We start from the raw sequence: 15186 nt of genomic DNA, 5'->3' as shown, positions 1-15186 counted from the left end.
CCCGGCCCAGGCGGCGGCGGCTCCGGCGGCGCGGCGCCGTCCGAGCGGCGGTACTGCGAGCCGGCGGTCCTGGCGGCCACCGCGAAGATCGCCGCCGTCCAGGCCTCGCTGGCGGTCGCCTCGCGCGTGTTCGAGCTCGCCGGCGCCGGCTCTCCCCGCGCGCGCCCGGGCCTGGCCCGGTTCTGGCGCTACGCCCGGACGCTCCGCGACCCGGTCGCGTACCGGCAGGCCGAGGTCGGCCGGGAGTTCCTGACCGGCGAGTTCCCTCCCGAAAGGAAGGCCCCACCGTGGCCCTGACGTCCCCCTGCCCCTCACCCGGAACCCTCGCGGGGCGGGCGCCGCGATGACGGCGCTCGACCTGAACCTCCGCCGCGTCTACGGCGCCTACCCGACCGGCGTCGCGGTCGTCGCGGGCCTGGCTGGCGGGCGGCCCGCCGGCATCGCCGCCAGCTCGTTCGTCCCCGTGTCCCTCGACCCGCCCCTGGTGTCGGTGTGCGTCGCGCACACGTCCACGACCTGGCCGCTGCTGCGCGAGCTGCCCCGCATCGGGATCAGCGTGCTCGGCGCGCACCAGGAGGACGTCGGGCGGCGGCTCGGCGCCCGCACCGGCGACCGGTTCGCCGGGGTCGCGTGGCGGGCCACGCCGGGCGGCGGCGTGCTCGTCGAGGGCGCGGCCGCCTGGTACGAGTGCACGATCGAGCAGCGGTTCCGCTCCGGCGACCACGACATCGTCGTGTTCCGCGTACACGACCTGGACGCCGCCCCGGACGTGCCGCCGCTGGTGTTCCACGCCAGCGCGTTCCGCCGGCTCGGCTGACTATTTCCTACTTTGTTGGTCGGTATTGACGGATACATGATCGCCCGCTTACGTTGGCCCCGATCAGCAGACCCCCGGATGGGAGAGATCCACGTGAGAGCGACGCCGAGCCCGTGGAGGAGCGCCGCCGTGCTGGCGGCCGGACTGACGGCGCTGACCGCGTGCGGATCGGGCGGCGGCGGGTCCGGCGCCGGCGCCGGGACGCCCCGGACCGGCGGCACCCTGACCTTCGCCGTCGGATCGGACGCGGGCTGCACCGACCCGCAGCAGGTCGGCAGCAACGACACCATCTACTCGGTCCGCCAGCTCGTCGACTCGCTCACCGACCAGGACCCGTCCACCGGCAAGATCGTGCCGTGGCTCGCGCAGAGCTGGACGATCAGCCGCGACGCCCGCACGTTCACCTTCCACCTGCGGCCCGGCGTCACCTTCAGCGACGGCTCCGCGCTGACCTCCGAGGTCGTCAAGGCCAACTTCGACGCCGTCCCGAAACTCGGCCCGCTCGGGCTGCTCGCCGAGGGCTACCTGAGCGGCTACCAGGGCACGGACGTCGTCGACGACCTCACCTTCAAGGTCCGCTTCAAGCAGCCGAACGCGCAGTTCCTCCAGGCCACCGCCACGCACTCGCTCGGCATCGAGGCGGCGGCCAGCGTCCGCAAGACGCCGCAGCAGCGGTGCGCCGAGGGCATCGTCGGATCCGGGCCGTTCACGCTCCAGAAGTACGTGCCGAGCCAGTCGATCACGCTCGCCGCCCGCAAGGGCTACGCGTGGGGCTCGTCGCTGTGGAAGAAGCAGGGCGCCGCCTACCTCGACCGCCTCGTGTTCAAGATTCTCCCCGAGTCGGGCGTGCGGACCGGCGGGCTCCAGTCCGGGCAGGTCGACGCCATCGGCAGCGTCGGGCGCGCCGACGAGTCGGCGCTCAAGTCGTCCGGCGTACAGCTGCTGGCACGTGCCAATCCCGGCGTCGTCTTCGGCCTGAGCCCGAACAACACCCGCTCGCCGCTGACCGACGAGAAGGTCCGGCAGGCCATCGCGCTCGGCATCGACCGGCAGCAGATCGCGCAGACCGTGTTCCCCACCGGCACGCAGCCCGCCACCAGCGTCCTCGCCCACACCACGCCCGGCTACGTCAACGTCGGAGCCGCCCTCTCCCACGACCCCGCGCGGGCCAAGTCCCTGCTCCAGTCCGACGGCTGGACGCCCGGCGGCGACGGCGTCCTGCAGAAGGGCGGCAAGAAGCTCAGCATCACCGCCACCTGGGCGCCCGTCGCGGCCACCAACAAGCCCGCGCTGGAACTGCTCCAGCAGCAGCTCAAGACGATCGGCGTGCAGCTCGCGCTCAAGGAGCAGCCGGTCGCCCAGCTCGCCCAGCTCCAGACGTCCGGCAACTTCGACCTGCTGTTCGGCAACGTCACCCGCGCCGACCCCGACATCCTGCGCAGCTCGTTCTCGTCCAAGCTCGCCAACCCCTACAGGCTGCCGGCCACCGGCCTCGACGGCCTCCTCGACGGCCAGGCCGCCGAACCCGACCAGGCCAAGCGCCTCGACCTCGTCGCGCAGGCGCAGCGGCAGATCGTCCAGCACGCCTACACGATCCCGGTCGTGGAGCTGCAGACGGAGCTGGGCGTCGCGAAGAAGGTCCACGGCGTGCTGTTCGACGCGTCCAGCCGCATCCAGCTCCACGACGCCTGGATCGGCTAGCGATGCGACGCTACGCGGCCTTGCGCCTCGCCCAGGCGGCCGGAGTGCTGTGGGCGGCTTACACCGTGTCGTTCCTCGTCCTCGACCTGCTGCCCGGCGACCCCGTCTCGGCGATGGCCGGGGCGGGCGCCGACCAGGCGGGCGTCGACCCCGCGCAGATCGCCCGGCTCAGGAGCGAGTACGGCTTCGACGATCCGATCCCGGTGCAGTACGTCCACTACCTCGGCCGAGCGCTGCGCGGCGACTTCGGCGACTCGGTGGCCGGCGGCCGGCCGGTGACGTCCGTCATCGGCGACGCGCTGCCGTCCACCCTCCAGCTCGTCGCCGCCGGCATGGCGCTCGCGGTGCTCTTCGGCGGCGGGCTCGCACTGGCGGCGACGTACACCGCGCGGAGGTGGCTGCGGCAGCTCCTGCTCTCGCTGCCGCCGCTCGGGGTGTCCGTCCCGACGTTCTGGGCCGGGCTGATGCTCGTCGAGATCTTCTCGTTCCGGGCGCGGCTGCTCCCGGCGTTCGGGAACGGCGGGCTGCGCGGGCTGATCCTGCCCGCCGTCACCCTCGCGATCCCGACCGGCGCCATCGTGGCGCAGGTGCTGGCCAAGAGCCTGCTCACCGCGCTCGACGAACCGTACATCCAGACCGCGCGGGCGAAGGGCGCCGGGCGCCCCCGCATCCACCTGCGGCACGCGCTGCGCAACGCGTCGCTGCCCGCGCTGACGGTCGTCGGCGTCCTCGTCGGGCAGCTCATGGCCAACTCCGTCGTGATCGAGACGGTGTTCTCCCGCAACGGCCTCGGCCGGGTCACCGCCGGCGCGGTCGCCGCCCAGGACATCCCGCTCGTGCAGGGCGTCGTGGTGTTCGGGGCGCTGGTCTTCGTCCTGGTCAACCTGATCGTCGACCTCGTCTACCCGCTGCTGGACCCGCGGATCGCCGCCGCGGGCGGGCGGCGCTGGAGGCCCGCATGAGCAGCACCCTCGACGCCCTCGGCGTCCTCGACGCCGCGCCGGAGCCCGGCGCGCCCGAGCGGGCGGTGCGCCGCCGCGCCGGTGCGGGCCGCACCGTCCGGTTCTTCCTGCGCCGGCCGGGGCTCGTCCTGTCCGTCCTCGTGATCGCGGCGGTCGTGCTGGCGTCGTTCTGGCCCGGTCTGTTCACCTCGCGGGACCCGCTGACCGGGGTGCCGGCGCAGGCGTTCCGGGCGCCCGGCGCGGCGCACTGGTTCGGCACCGACGAGCTCGGCCGCGACGTCTACGCGCGGGTCGTGCACGGCGCGGCGCTGTCGCTGAAGGCGACGCTGATCGCCGTCGCGGTGTCGTTCGCCGCCGGCGGGCTGCTCGGCCTGCTCGCCGGGTTCGCGGGCCGCTGGATCGACGACGTGCTGATGCGGTTCGTCGACGTGCTCCTGTCGATCCCCGCGCTGTTCCTGTCGCTCGCGCTGGTCACCGCCCTCGGCTACGGGACGGTGAAGGTCGCCGTCGCCGTCGGCGTCGCCAGCGTCGCGACGTTCGCCCGGGTGATGCGGTCGGAGGTGCTGCGGGTCCGGCAGGCCGTGTTCGTGGAGGCGGCCCGGTCCTGCGGGACGCGCTGGTACGCGGTGCTCGGACGGCACGTCCTGCCGAACGCGATCGGGCCGGTGCTGGTGCTCGCGACGCTGGACTTCGGCACGGCCGTGCTCGCGGTGTCGTCGCTGAGCTTCCTCGGCTACGGCGCGGCGCCGCCCGCGCCGGAGTGGGGGACGCTGATCTCCGACGGCCGCAACTACCTCGCGAACGCCTGGTGGATGACCGCGCTGCCGGGCCTGACGATCGCCGCGACCGTGCTCGCCACGAACCGGATCGCGCGGGCCCTCGACGGCGAGTGGGGGCGGCGGTGACCGATCCTCAGGAGACCCCGCTGCTGGAGGTGGCGGGCCTGTCCGTCTCGTACCTGACCAGGACGGAGCGGGTGCGGGCCGTGCGCGGCGCGGACCTCGACGTCCGGCCGGGGGAGATCGTCGCGCTGGTGGGGGAGTCGGGCTCGGGCAAGAGCACCACCGCGCACGCCGTGCTGCGGCTGCTCGCCCCGAACGCCTCCCTCGACGCCGGGACCGTCCGGTTCGCGGGACGCGACCTCGCGGCGCTGTCCGAGCGGGAGCTGCGCACCGTCCGCGGCGCCCGGATCGGGCTCGTCCCGCAGGACCCGGGCGTCGCGCTGAACCCGGTGAAGCGGATCGGCGAGCAGGTCGCCGAGGTGCTGCGGCTGCACGGGCTCGCCACCCGCCGGACGGCGCCGGCCGCGGCGGTCGAGGCGCTGGAGCGCGCCGGGATGCCGGAACCCGCGGTGCGGGCGCGGCAGTACCCGCACGAGCTGTCCGGCGGGATGCGGCAGCGCGCGCTGATCGCCGTCGCGATCGCCGCCGGGCCGCAGCTGATCGTCGCGGACGAGCCGACCAGCGCCCTCGACGTCACCGTGCAGCGCCGCATCCTCGACCACCTCCAGCACCTCACCGAGGAACTCGGCACCGCCGTGCTGCTCGTCACCCACGACCTCGGCGTCGCCGCGGACCGGGCCGCGCGGATCGCCGTCATGTCGCAGGGCCGCGTCGTCGAGTCGGGCCCGGCGCGGCGGATCATCGAGGACCCGCAGGACGCCTACACGCGGCGGCTGCTGGACAGCGCGCCGAGCCTCACCGCCGTCCGCGCGCGCCCCCGGCCCACCGCGCCCCCGGAGCCCGGTGAGCCCGACGATGTGCTGGTCATTGCCGAGCACCTCGTCAAGGACTTCCCGCTGCCGCGCGGCCGGACCGTCCGCGCCGTCGACGACGTCGGCCTCACCCTGCACCGGGGCCGGACGCTCGCGCTGGTCGGCGAGTCGGGCTCGGGCAAGTCGACGACCGCCCGGATGATCCTGCGGCTCGTCCCGCCCACGTCCGGCCGGATCGTGTTCGACGGCGAGGACGTCACCGCCGCGGGCGGGGCGGCCCTGCGGCGGCTGCGGCGCCGGGCCCAGCTCGTCTACCAGAACCCGTACGCCTCCCTCGACCCGCGGTTCTCGATCGGCGAGGTGATCACCGAGCCGCTGCGCGCGTTCCGCGTCGGCGACCGGGCGTCCCGCGCCGCCCGCGCCCGCGAGCTGCTCGACCGCGTCGCGCTCCCCGCCGCGACGCTGGAGCGCCGCCCCGCCGAGCTGTCGGGCGGGCAGCGGCAGCGCGTCGCGATCGCCCGCGCGCTGGCCCTCGAACCCGACCTCGTCGTGTGCGACGAGCCCGTCTCGGCGCTGGACGTGTCCGTCCAGGCGCAGGTCCTGGACCTGCTCGCCGAACTGCAGGACGGCACGGGCCTGGCGTACCTGTTCATCTCGCACGACCTCGCGGTCGTCCGGCAGATCGCGCACCGGGTCGCGGTCATGAAGGCCGGACGGGTCGTCGAGACCGGCGCGACCGGCGCCCTCTTCGGCGACCCGGCCCACGAGTACACCCGCGAACTGCTCGCCGCCATCCCCGGCGGGGACGCGCGCAACGGCGCCGCAGGCGCACGGCTGTTGGAGGAGCGGACATGACCGTACAGACCACCACGACCACCGGCACGGCGGACGCGTTCGCCGAGGAGTGGCGGGCCTGGCACGCCGCGCAGGAGGCGCGGCTCGCCGACCCGCACGGCTTCCTCGCGATCACCGGCCTGCACTTCCTCGACGCGGAGCCGCGCCGGCTCCCGGACGCGCCCGGCGCCTGGACGACCGGGCCCGAGGGCGTGACCGTCGTCCTCGGCGACGGCGAGGAGCTGACCGTGGACGGCGAGACCGTGCGCGGCGAGCACCGGTTCGGCGTGCTGCCCGAGCGCGGCGGCGTCACCGCGCTCTGGGGCGACGTCGCGATCGAGGTGGCCAAGCGGGGCGGGAACGACATCGTCCGGCCCCGCCATCCGGACCATCCGCTGCGCACCGCGTTCCGCGGCACGCCCGCCTTCCCGCCCGACCCGCGCTGGTCGGTGACCGGCCGCTACGTCGCGTTCGACGAGCCGCGCCCGACGACCGTCGGCGCCGCCGTCGAGGGGCTCCAGCACGTCTACGACGCGCCCGGCCGGATCGAGTTCGAGCTGGACGGCCGGTCCCTCGCGCTCACCGCGTTCAACGGCAAGGCGCCCGGCGAGCTGCTCGTCCTGTTCACCGACGCGACGTCCGGCGTCACCACCTACGCCGCGAACCGGGCGCTGTTCGTCGCGCCGCCCGCCGCCGACGGGACGGTGGCGCTCGACTTCAACCGGGCCCACAACCTGCCGTGCGCGTACACCGAGTTCGCGACGTGCCCGCTGCCGCCCGCCGAGAACCGGCTGCCGGTCGCGGTGGAGGCGGGCGAGAAGATCCCCTACGAGCGCGCCGCGGGGCAGGGGGAGCGGTCGTGAGCGTCGTCGTCCTGGTGGGGAACCCGCGTCCGAAGTCGCGGACGCTGCAGATCGCGCTCCAGGCCGCCGAAGCGGTCGCCGGACGCATCGGGCACGCCGGGGAACCGGACGCCGTCGACCTGTCGGCGCTCGCACCCGTCCTGCTCGACGCGTCGCCCGCGCCGGAGGTGCAGGACGCGCTCGACCGGGTCGCGCGTGCGGGCGTCTTGGTCGTCGCGAGCCCGACCTACAAGGCCACCTACACCGGCCTGCTGAAGGTGTTCCTCGACCGCCTTCCGGGCGGCGCGCTGGCGTCGACGGTCGCGCTTCCGCTGCTGGTGATGGGCGACCCGAAGCACTCGCTGGCCGTCGAGGTGCACCTGCGCCCGCTGCTGGTGGAGCTGGGCGCGACCGTCCCGACCCCTGGGCTGGCGTTCCTTGAGTCGCAGGTGCCGGAGGCCGCCGACGTGCTCGGCACCTGGGCGGACGCCGTCGCGCCGCAGGTGTCCGCCGTCCTCGCGAACACGATCGCAGGAGCCCGCTGATGCCCGCCAAGCAGATCCACCTCGCGGCCCACTTCCCGGGCGTCAACAACACCACCGTCTGGACGGACCCCCGGTCGGCCAGCCAGATCGACTTCGGCTCGTTCGTCCACCTCGCCGAGACCGCCGAACGCGGCAAGTTCGACTTCTTCTTCCTCGCCGAGGGCCTGCGGCTGCGCGAGATGAAGGGCCGCATCCACGACCTCGACGTGGCGGGACGGCCCGAGTCGCTGACCGTCCTGTCGGCGCTGTCGGCCGTCACCACCCGCCTCGGCCTCGCCGCGACCGTCAACTCCACCTTCAACGAGCCCTACGAGGTGGCGCGCCGCCTCGCCACCGTCGACCACCTCAGCGGGGGCCGCGCCGCCTGGAACGTCGTGACGAGCTGGGACGCGTTCACCGGCGAGAACTTCCGGCGCGGCGGCTACCTGGCGGAGTCCGACCGCTACACCCGCGCCACCGAGTTCCTGCACACCGCCCGCGAGCTGTGGGACTCGTGGACGGACGGCGACCTGGTCGCCGACCCGGAGAAGGGGGAGTTCGCCCACCCCGGCGCGGGCGCGTTCGCGCACCGCGGCCCGCAGTTCGACATCGCCGGCCGGTTCAACGTGCCGCGCCCGCCGCAGGGCCATCCCGTCATCATCCAGGCGGGCGACTCGTACGAGGGCCGCGAGTTCGCCGCCGCCGACGCCGACGTCATCTTCAGCCGGCACGGCACCCTGGAGGACGGCCGCGCCTTCTACAAGGACGTCAAGAGCCGCCTCGCCCGCTACGGGCGGCACCCCGACGACCTGAAGATCATGCCTGCGGTCACCTACGTGCTCGGCGACACCGAGGAGGACGCCGCCGAGCGCGCCGCCGAGATCCGCCGCGCGCAGGTCTCGCCGCAGAACGCCATCGCGTTCCTGGAGGGCTACTGGGGACGCGACCTGTCCGCCTACGACCCCGACGGCCCGCTCCCCGACATCGAACCCGACCTCGACGAGGGCGTCTCGAAGGGCCGCGCGCAGTTCCGCGGCGACCGCGGCGAGACCGTCCGCCGCTGGCGGGCCCTCGCCGCCGAGCGCGGCCTCAGCATCCGCGAGGTGGTCATCGAGGCCACCGGGCGGCAGACGTTCGTCGGCACGGCGCGCACGGTCGCCGACCGGATCGACGAGTTCGTGCAGACCGACGCCGCCGACGGCTTCGTGTTCGTCCCGCACGTGACCCCGGGCGGGCTCGACGACCTGGTCGAGCACGTCGTCCCGCTGCTGCAGGAGAAGGGCGTGTTCCGCGCCGACTACACCGGCCCCACGCTGCGCGACCACCTCGGCCTGCGGGTCCCGCGCGTCCACTCGACCCGATCGGAAAGGGAGGCGTCATGACGGGCCTGCACCTGTCCGCCGCGCTCACCGACGCCGGCTGGCACCCGGCCGCCTGGCGCGACCCGGCCGCCCGCCCCGGCGCGCTGTTCACCGCCCGCTACTGGACGGACCTGGCCGCCGAGGCCGAGCGCGGGCTGCTCGACTTCCTCACCATCGAGGACTCGCTCGGCCTCCAGTCGTCCGACCCGACCGCGCCGGACGACCGCACCGACCAGGTGCGGGGCCGGCTCGACGCGGTGCTGGTGGCCGCGCGGCTCGCGCCCGCGACGTCGCGGATCGGGCTCGTCCCGACGACGATCACCACGCACACCGAGCCGTTCCACGTGTCCATCGGCATCGCGTCGCTGGACTACGCGAGCCGGGGGCGCGCGGGCTGGCGGCCGCAGGTCGCGGGCGCGCGGCTCTCCGACGCCGCCCACTTCGGCCGCCGCACGTTCCCCGAGTTCGACCTGCCCTGGTTCGCGACCCCGGACGGGAAGGCGTTCAGCGCCGAGCTGTTCGGGGAGGCCGCCGACTTCGTCGAGGTCGTGCGGCGGCTCTGGGACAGCTGGGAGGACGACGCGGAGATCCGCGACGCCGCCACCGGCCGCTTCCTGGACCGTGACAAGCTGCACTACATCGACTTCGAGGGCGCCCACTTCAGCGTCCGCGGCCCCTCGATCACCCCGCGCCCGCCGCAGGGCCAGCCGCTCGTCACCGCCCTCGCGCACGACGTCGGCCCCTACGAGTTCGCCGCGCGGAGCGCCGACGTCGTCTACATCACCCCGCACTCGCGGCCCGACGCCGTCACCATCGTCGCGCAGGTCCGCGAGGCGGAACGGACGGTCGGCCGCACCGGCGAACCCCTCAAGATCTTCGCCGACCTGGTCGTGTTCCTCGACGACGCGCCCGGCGCCGCCTTCGCCCGCAAGGCCCGCCTGGACGAGCTGGACGGCGCCGCCCTCGCCTCCGACGCCGAGATCTTCGCCGGCACCCCCGGCGAGCTCGCCGACCTGCTGCTCGACTGGCGCGACGCGGGCCTCGACGGGTTCCGGCTGCGCCCCGGCGTCCTTCCGACCGACCTGGAGGGGATCGCGCGGGGGCTCGTCCCGGTCCTGCAAGGGCGCGGCGCGTTCCGCACCGCGTACGAGACGGCGACGCTGCGCGGGCACCTCGGCCTGTCCCGTCCCGCCAACCGGTACGCGACCGCATGAAGTTCCTCGCGATCACCCTCATCGTGCACGCGCCCGACCCCCGCACGGGCGCCCTGAAGCCCGTCACCGAACGGCTCCGCGACGTCGTCGAGCACGCCGTCCTCGCCGAACGGCTCGGCTTCGACGGCTTCGGCGTCGGCGAACGGCACGAGCGGCCGTTCCTGTCGTCGTCGCCGCCCGTCGTGCTCAGCCACATCGCCGCCCGCACGTCCACGATCCGGCTGTTCACGGCCGTCACCACGCTCAGCCTCCTCGACCCCGTCCGCGCCTACGAGGACTACGCCACCCTCGACCACCTGTCCGGCGGGCGCCTCGAACTGATCATCGGCAAGGGCAACGGCACCGCGCAGGCCGCGCTGTTCGACGTCACCGCCGAGGACCAGTGGGACCGCAACCGCGAGGGCTACGAGCTGTTCCGCCGGCTGTGGCGCGAGGACGCCGTCACCTGGTGGGGCCGGCACCGCCCGCCGCTGGACAAGGCCGAGGTGCTGCCGCGCCCGCTCCAGCGCCCCGTCCGCGTCTGGCACGGCAGCGCCACCAGCAAGGAGTCGGTCGAGCTCGCCGCCCGCTACGGCGACCCGCTGTTCTCCGCCAACGTCACCAACCCCGTCGAGCCGTACGCCGAACTGGTCGCCTACTACCGGGAACGGTGGGCGCACCACGGCCACGACCCCGCGGACGCCCTCGTCGGAGCCGGCAGCGCCGGCCTGTACGTCGCGCCCCGGTCCCAGGACGCCATCGAGACGTACCGGCCGGTGTTCGAGGCGCGGCAGGCGCTGTTCCGCCGCAACGGCGTCACGCCCGTCTTCGACTCCATCGAGGACGCCGTCGCGCGCAGCTCCGCGCTCATCGGCAGCCCTCAGCAGGTCATCGACAAGGTCCACCGCTACCACGACCGGCTCGGGCACGAGGTCATGCACGTCCAGGCCGACCCCGACGGGCTCCCCGAGGAGCTGCACCGCGCGTCCCTGGAGCTGTTCCAGAGCGAGGTCGCGCCGGTGCTGCGCAGGGAGATCCCGAGCCGGCCGTTCCCGCCCGTCCCGGCCCCGCCCGCCGCGACCCCGCCCGTCCCGACCGCCGCTGGGAGGCGCCCGTGATCCCGCTGTCCGTCCTCGACCTCGCGCCCGTCCCCGCCGGCGGCACCGCGCGCGACGCGCTCCGCAACACCCTCGACCTGGCACGCCGCGCCGAGGCCGCCGGCTACCGCCGCTACTGGCTCGCCGAGCACCACCTCGCGCCCGGCGTCGCCAGCGCCGCGCCGCAGGTCCTCATCGAGGCGGTCGCGGCGGTCACGTCGCGGATCCGCGTCGGCTCCGGCGCCGTGCAGACCGGCCACTGGACGCCGCTGTCCATCGTCGAGCAGTTCGGCACGATCGACGCGCTGCACCCCGGCCGGATCGACCTCGGGCTCGGCCGCTCGGGGCAGCGCCGCGCCGAGGCCGCCGCCCGTCCCGCGCCGCCCTCCGCGCCCGCCCGCGAGGCCGAGGTCGTGGACGGCCTGCTCATCCCCGCGCCGTTCGACTTCACGCGGCTCGCCGCGTCCCCCGCGTTCGGGCTGCACGGCGCGCTGCTCCAGCAGCCGGGCGCCGAGTCCCCCGACTTCGCCGCCGTCGTCGACGACATCGCCGCGCTCCTCGCCGGCACCTACGCCAGGGACGGCCATGAGGCGCACGCCAACCCCGGCGAGGGCGCCGACCTCGCCCTGTGGATCCTCGGCAGCAGCGGCGGCCAGAGCGCCCGGGTCGCGGGGGCGCGCGGGCTGCCGTTCGCGGCGAACTACCACGTCAGCCCGTCCAACGTGCTGGAGGCCGTCGAGGCGTACCGGGCCGCGTTCCAGCCGTCGGACGTGCTCGCCGAGCCGTACGTCATCGTCTCCGCCGACGTGGTGGTGGCACCGACCGACGAGCAGGCCCGGGAGCTGGCGTCGCCGTACGCGCTGTGGGTGCACAGCATCCGGTCCCGGCTCGCCGCGATCCCGTTCCCCACCCCGGCGCAGGCCGCCGCGCACGACTGGCGTCCCGAGGACCTCGACCTGGTCGCCGACCGCGTCGACACCCAGTTCGCCGGGGCGCCCGGCACGGTCGTGGAGCGCCTCGCGACCCTCCAGCGCGTCACCGGCGCCGACGAGCTGCTCATCACGACGATCACCCACGACCACGCCGACCGCGTCCGCTCCTACGAGCTGCTCGCCGCCGCCTGGCACCGTGCGACGACGCGGGTGACCGTCCCGCAGCAGGCCCGGCGCTGAGCTCCGCTGCGGGTCAGTCCCGCTGCCACGCGCGTTCCAGGTGCTCGGCCACCTGGAGGAGGGACGCGTCGGAGCCGCGGCGGCTCACCAGCTGGACGCCGAGCGGCAGCGGGCCCGGGTCGGGCGCGGGGACGACCACCGCCGGATGGCCCGTCACGCTGAACGGCGAGGTGAAGCGGCCGAGCCGCTCGCGGACGTCGCCGTCGGTGCGCAGCGGGGCGACGCAGCACGTCGCGGGGAGCAGCAGCGCGTCCACCCCGTCGAGGGCGCGGTCCACCTCGCCGGCCAGGCGCGTGCGCTCGCTGAGGGCCGCCAGGTAGTCGACGGCACCGACGGCGAGGCCCGCGCGCAGGTTGGCGAGGGTGCCGGGGCCGTAGTCGCCGGGGCGGGTGTCCAGCCAGCGCTTGTGCTGGGCGGCGGCCTCCGCGTACACGATGTGCTGGAACGGTCCCATGAAGCGTTCCCAGGCCGGGAACGGGATCTCCGGCAGGCCCGCGGAGACGGCCTCCCACATGCGCGCGGCGGCGTCGTCGAGGCCGTCGACCCAGCCGGCCGGGACGGCGAGGCGGGGCGGGCGCGCGGGCGGCGGGCAGGACGGCAGGTCCGCCATCGTGCGCAGCGCGCGGGCGGCGGTCGCGACGTCCCGGGCGATCGGCCCGACCGTGTCGAGCGTCCGGCTGAGCGGGAACACGCCCGCCGTCGGCACCAGCCCGGCGGTCGGCTTGACGCCGGCCAGCCCGCACAGCGCGGCCGGGATCCGGACCGAGCCGGCGGTGTCGGTGCCGATCGCCCAGTCGCACAGGCCGAGCGCGACCGCGACGGCCGACCCGCCCGACGACCCGCCGGGGATGCGGGCCGGGTCGAGCGGGTGGGCGAGCGGGCCGTAGTGGGCGTTGTCGCCGGTGACGTCGAACGCGAACTCGTCCAGGTGCGTCTTGCCGACGAAGACCGCGCCGGCCGCGCGGACCCGCGCGACCACCGCGGCGTCGCGCGCGGCGGGGACGCTTGGCAGGATGCGCCCGCCGCCGGTGGTGACCATGCCCTCGACGTCGAGGAGGTCCTTGACGGCGACGCGCGCCCGTCCAGGGCCCTCAGGCAGGCTCGCGGGGTCGGCGGTGGAGATGAACACGTTCGCTGCCTGCATGGCGGCTCCTTGCCTCAGCTGAAGTGATACTAAATTCAGATTCACTTCTGCTGTCAACCTCCGGCCGCCGGAGGCGACGCCGCGGTCAGGTCTGCCAGTGGCCGACCAGCTCGGCGTAGAGGGGGCTGGCGGCGATCAGCGTGCCGTGGGTGCCGAGCTGCGGGGACGCGCCGTCCAGCAGCAGGACGCGCTGGGCCCGCTGGGCGGAGCTGATGCGGTGGGCGATGACGATGAGCGTTCCGCCGCGCGCCGCCAGCGCGCGTTCCGCGCGCGCTTCGGCGGCGGGGTGCAGGTGGCAGGTCGCCTCGTCGAGGATCGTCACGGGCGCGGCGGCGAGATACGCGCGGACGAGCGTGACGAGCTGGCGCTCGCCCTGCGACAGGGTGCCGCCGCCGGGCGGGACGGCCGCGTCGTAGCCGCCGAGCCGGTCCACGGTCCCGGCCAGCCCGATCGCGTCCACGGCCTTGTCGAGGTCGGCGGTCGTGGCGTCCGGGCGCAGGTAGGCGAGGTTCTCCCGGAGCGTTCCGGCGAACACGTAGCTCTCCTGCGGGACGAGCGCGACGGCCCGCCGGAGCTGCGCCTCGTCCAGGTCGGGCAGCGGCACCTTGCCGAGCGTGACACGCCCCCGCCGCGGCCGGACGAGGCCGGACAGGACGTCGGCGAGCGTCGACTTGCCCGTCCCGCTCGGCCCGACCACGGCCAGGTGGGTGCCCTCGGGGACGTGCAGGGACAGGTCGTCGAGGACCGGCGCGGCCTCGGCCGAGTACGCGAACGTCACGTGCTCGGCCTCCAGGTCGTAGGACGTGGCGGTGGCGGGCGCCGCGAGGCGGGGCGCGCGGGCCGGTTCTGCGCACACCTCGGCGAGCCTGCCGAGGACCACGGCCAGGCTGAGCAGCAGCGTCCCGCCGGCGTCGACCAGCAGCACCATCGCCGGCTGCAGCCCGGTGACCAGGTAGCTCACCCCGCCCGCCACCTGCCCGGTGGTGAGCCGGTGCTGCTCGACGAGCCGCGGCGACAGGGCGAGCAGGGCGAGCAGCGGCAGGTGCACCCCCAGCGCGAGCACCGGCAGGCGGACGAGCCGCGACCGGGCGAACGACCGCAGCGCCCCGGCCTGCGCGTCGATCGCCTCGCCGGCGGTCCGGGCCGCGCGCGGCTCGGCCGCGCACGCCACCACGTCCCGGACGCCCTGGACGATCTCGGTCGCGGTCTCGCCGATGCGCTCGCCGTACCGGACGACCGCCCGGTACCGGCGGACCTGGACGCCGAGCAGCGCGCCGAACAGCGCCAGCGCGAGCGCCACCGACAGGACGGCGGCGAGGGCGGGCAGCGGGGCGAGCAGCGCCAGCCCGAGCAGCGCGGCGATCCCCGCCGCGAGCAGCTGCCGGACGTTGCGCAGCGCCGTCCCGAGCAGCGCCCGGACGGCCTCCGCCTGCTCGGTGACCTGCGAGATCCCGGCGCCCGCGCCGCCGGACGCGGGGTCGGCCGCCCGGTCGATCGTGCGGCGCAGCGCGCCGGCGACGACGGCCGCGACGAGGGAGTCGCGGAGCGGTTCGACGGTGGCGGCGAGCGACGGGTAGATCCGCCGGGTGCCGAGCGCGCCGAGCGCCTGGAGCGCGGCGAGCGCGGCCAGCCAGCCGAGCCCGGCGAGGGGCCGCCGGGCGAGGAAGCCGTCGTCGATGGCGCGGGCGAGCAGCAGTCCGGACGCGAACGACGGCAGGCTCTCGACCGCCGACCACAGGGCCAGCCGCCGCATCGCGGGCCCCCGCCCGCGCAGGTGGCGGCGCAGCAGCCGGGCGGCGGGCGGGGCGGTCACGCGGCCGGTCCC

Annotated in this window: 13 protein-coding genes and 1 pseudogene; 12 read left to right on the top strand and 2 right to left on the bottom strand. The window is 75.3% G+C overall.

The features are described from left to right. The 12 genes and pseudogenes from F9B16_RS51665 to F9B16_RS41505 form a co-directional block, all read left to right on the top strand. A pseudogene (locus tag F9B16_RS51665) lies at positions 1–297 on the top strand (hypothetical protein); the annotation flags it as partial. A gap of 46 nt (positions 298–343) precedes the next feature. Continuing rightward, the gene (locus F9B16_RS41555) at positions 344–817 is read left to right on the top strand and encodes a flavin reductase family protein (protein ID WP_151545761.1); all 474 of its coding nucleotides are present in this window, start codon (positions 344–346) and stop codon (positions 815–817) included. Positions 818–946: 129 nt separating this feature from the next. After that, complete coding sequence (locus tag F9B16_RS41550; protein ID WP_225992408.1) at positions 947–2518, top strand: ABC transporter substrate-binding protein; 1572 nt, start codon at positions 947–949, stop codon at positions 2516–2518. 2 nt (positions 2519–2520) lie between these two features. Continuing rightward, a complete protein-coding gene (locus F9B16_RS41545; RefSeq protein WP_151545759.1) occupies positions 2521–3480 on the top strand; it encodes an ABC transporter permease in 960 nt (319 codons plus the stop codon). Continuing rightward, complete coding sequence (locus F9B16_RS41540; RefSeq protein ID WP_151545758.1) at positions 3477–4385, top strand: ABC transporter permease; 909 nt, start codon at positions 3477–3479, stop codon at positions 4383–4385. The genes F9B16_RS41545 and F9B16_RS41540 overlap by 4 nt, the downstream gene beginning before the upstream one ends. Further along, the gene (locus F9B16_RS41535) at positions 4382–6049 is read left to right on the top strand and encodes a dipeptide ABC transporter ATP-binding protein (protein ID WP_225992407.1); all 1668 of its coding nucleotides are present in this window, start codon (positions 4382–4384) and stop codon (positions 6047–6049) included. The genes F9B16_RS41540 and F9B16_RS41535 overlap by 4 nt, the downstream gene beginning before the upstream one ends. Beyond that, positions 6046–6891, top strand: coding sequence for a DUF1684 domain-containing protein (locus F9B16_RS41530; protein ID WP_151545756.1), 846 nt, complete (start codon positions 6046–6048; stop codon positions 6889–6891). Before F9B16_RS41535 ends, F9B16_RS41530 begins: the two co-directional genes overlap by 4 nt. Then, positions 6888–7415, top strand: coding sequence for an NADPH-dependent FMN reductase (locus F9B16_RS41525; protein ID WP_151545755.1), 528 nt, complete (start codon positions 6888–6890; stop codon positions 7413–7415). The genes F9B16_RS41530 and F9B16_RS41525 overlap by 4 nt, the downstream gene beginning before the upstream one ends. Then, a complete protein-coding gene (locus tag F9B16_RS41520) occupies positions 7415–8776 on the top strand; it encodes an NtaA/DmoA family FMN-dependent monooxygenase (RefSeq protein WP_151545754.1) in 1362 nt (453 codons plus the stop codon). The genes F9B16_RS41525 and F9B16_RS41520 overlap by 1 nt, the downstream gene beginning before the upstream one ends. Continuing rightward, on the top strand, positions 8773–9969 hold the full coding sequence (locus F9B16_RS41515) for an LLM class flavin-dependent oxidoreductase (protein ID WP_151545753.1): 1197 nt from the start codon (positions 8773–8775) through the stop codon (positions 9967–9969). The genes F9B16_RS41520 and F9B16_RS41515 overlap by 4 nt, the downstream gene beginning before the upstream one ends. Further along, the gene (locus F9B16_RS41510; protein ID WP_151545752.1) at positions 9966–11066 is read left to right on the top strand and encodes an LLM class flavin-dependent oxidoreductase; all 1101 of its coding nucleotides are present in this window, start codon (positions 9966–9968) and stop codon (positions 11064–11066) included. Before F9B16_RS41515 ends, F9B16_RS41510 begins: the two co-directional genes overlap by 4 nt. Further along, complete coding sequence (locus F9B16_RS41505; RefSeq protein WP_151545751.1) at positions 11063–12217, top strand: LLM class flavin-dependent oxidoreductase; 1155 nt, start codon at positions 11063–11065, stop codon at positions 12215–12217. The genes F9B16_RS41510 and F9B16_RS41505 overlap by 4 nt, the downstream gene beginning before the upstream one ends. A 13-nt stretch (positions 12218–12230) precedes the next feature. Here F9B16_RS41505 and F9B16_RS41500 read toward each other — a convergent pair whose 3' ends face one another. Then, the gene (locus tag F9B16_RS41500; protein ID WP_151545750.1) at positions 12231–13361 is read right to left on the bottom strand and encodes an amidase; all 1131 of its coding nucleotides are present in this window, start codon (positions 13359–13361) and stop codon (positions 12231–12233) included. Positions 13362–13446: 85 nt separating this feature from the next. Beyond that, positions 13447–15186: ATP-binding cassette domain-containing protein (locus tag F9B16_RS41495; protein WP_151545749.1), on the bottom strand; the 1740-nt coding region annotated here is incomplete at its 5' end.

It is taken from the genome of Actinomadura montaniterrae (assembly GCF_008923365.1).
Taxonomy (GTDB): Bacteria; Actinomycetota; Actinomycetes; order Streptosporangiales; family Streptosporangiaceae; genus Spirillospora; species Spirillospora montaniterrae.
Note: the sequence above shows the minus strand (reverse complement) of the source record. Positions and strands in the feature narration are given on the sequence as shown.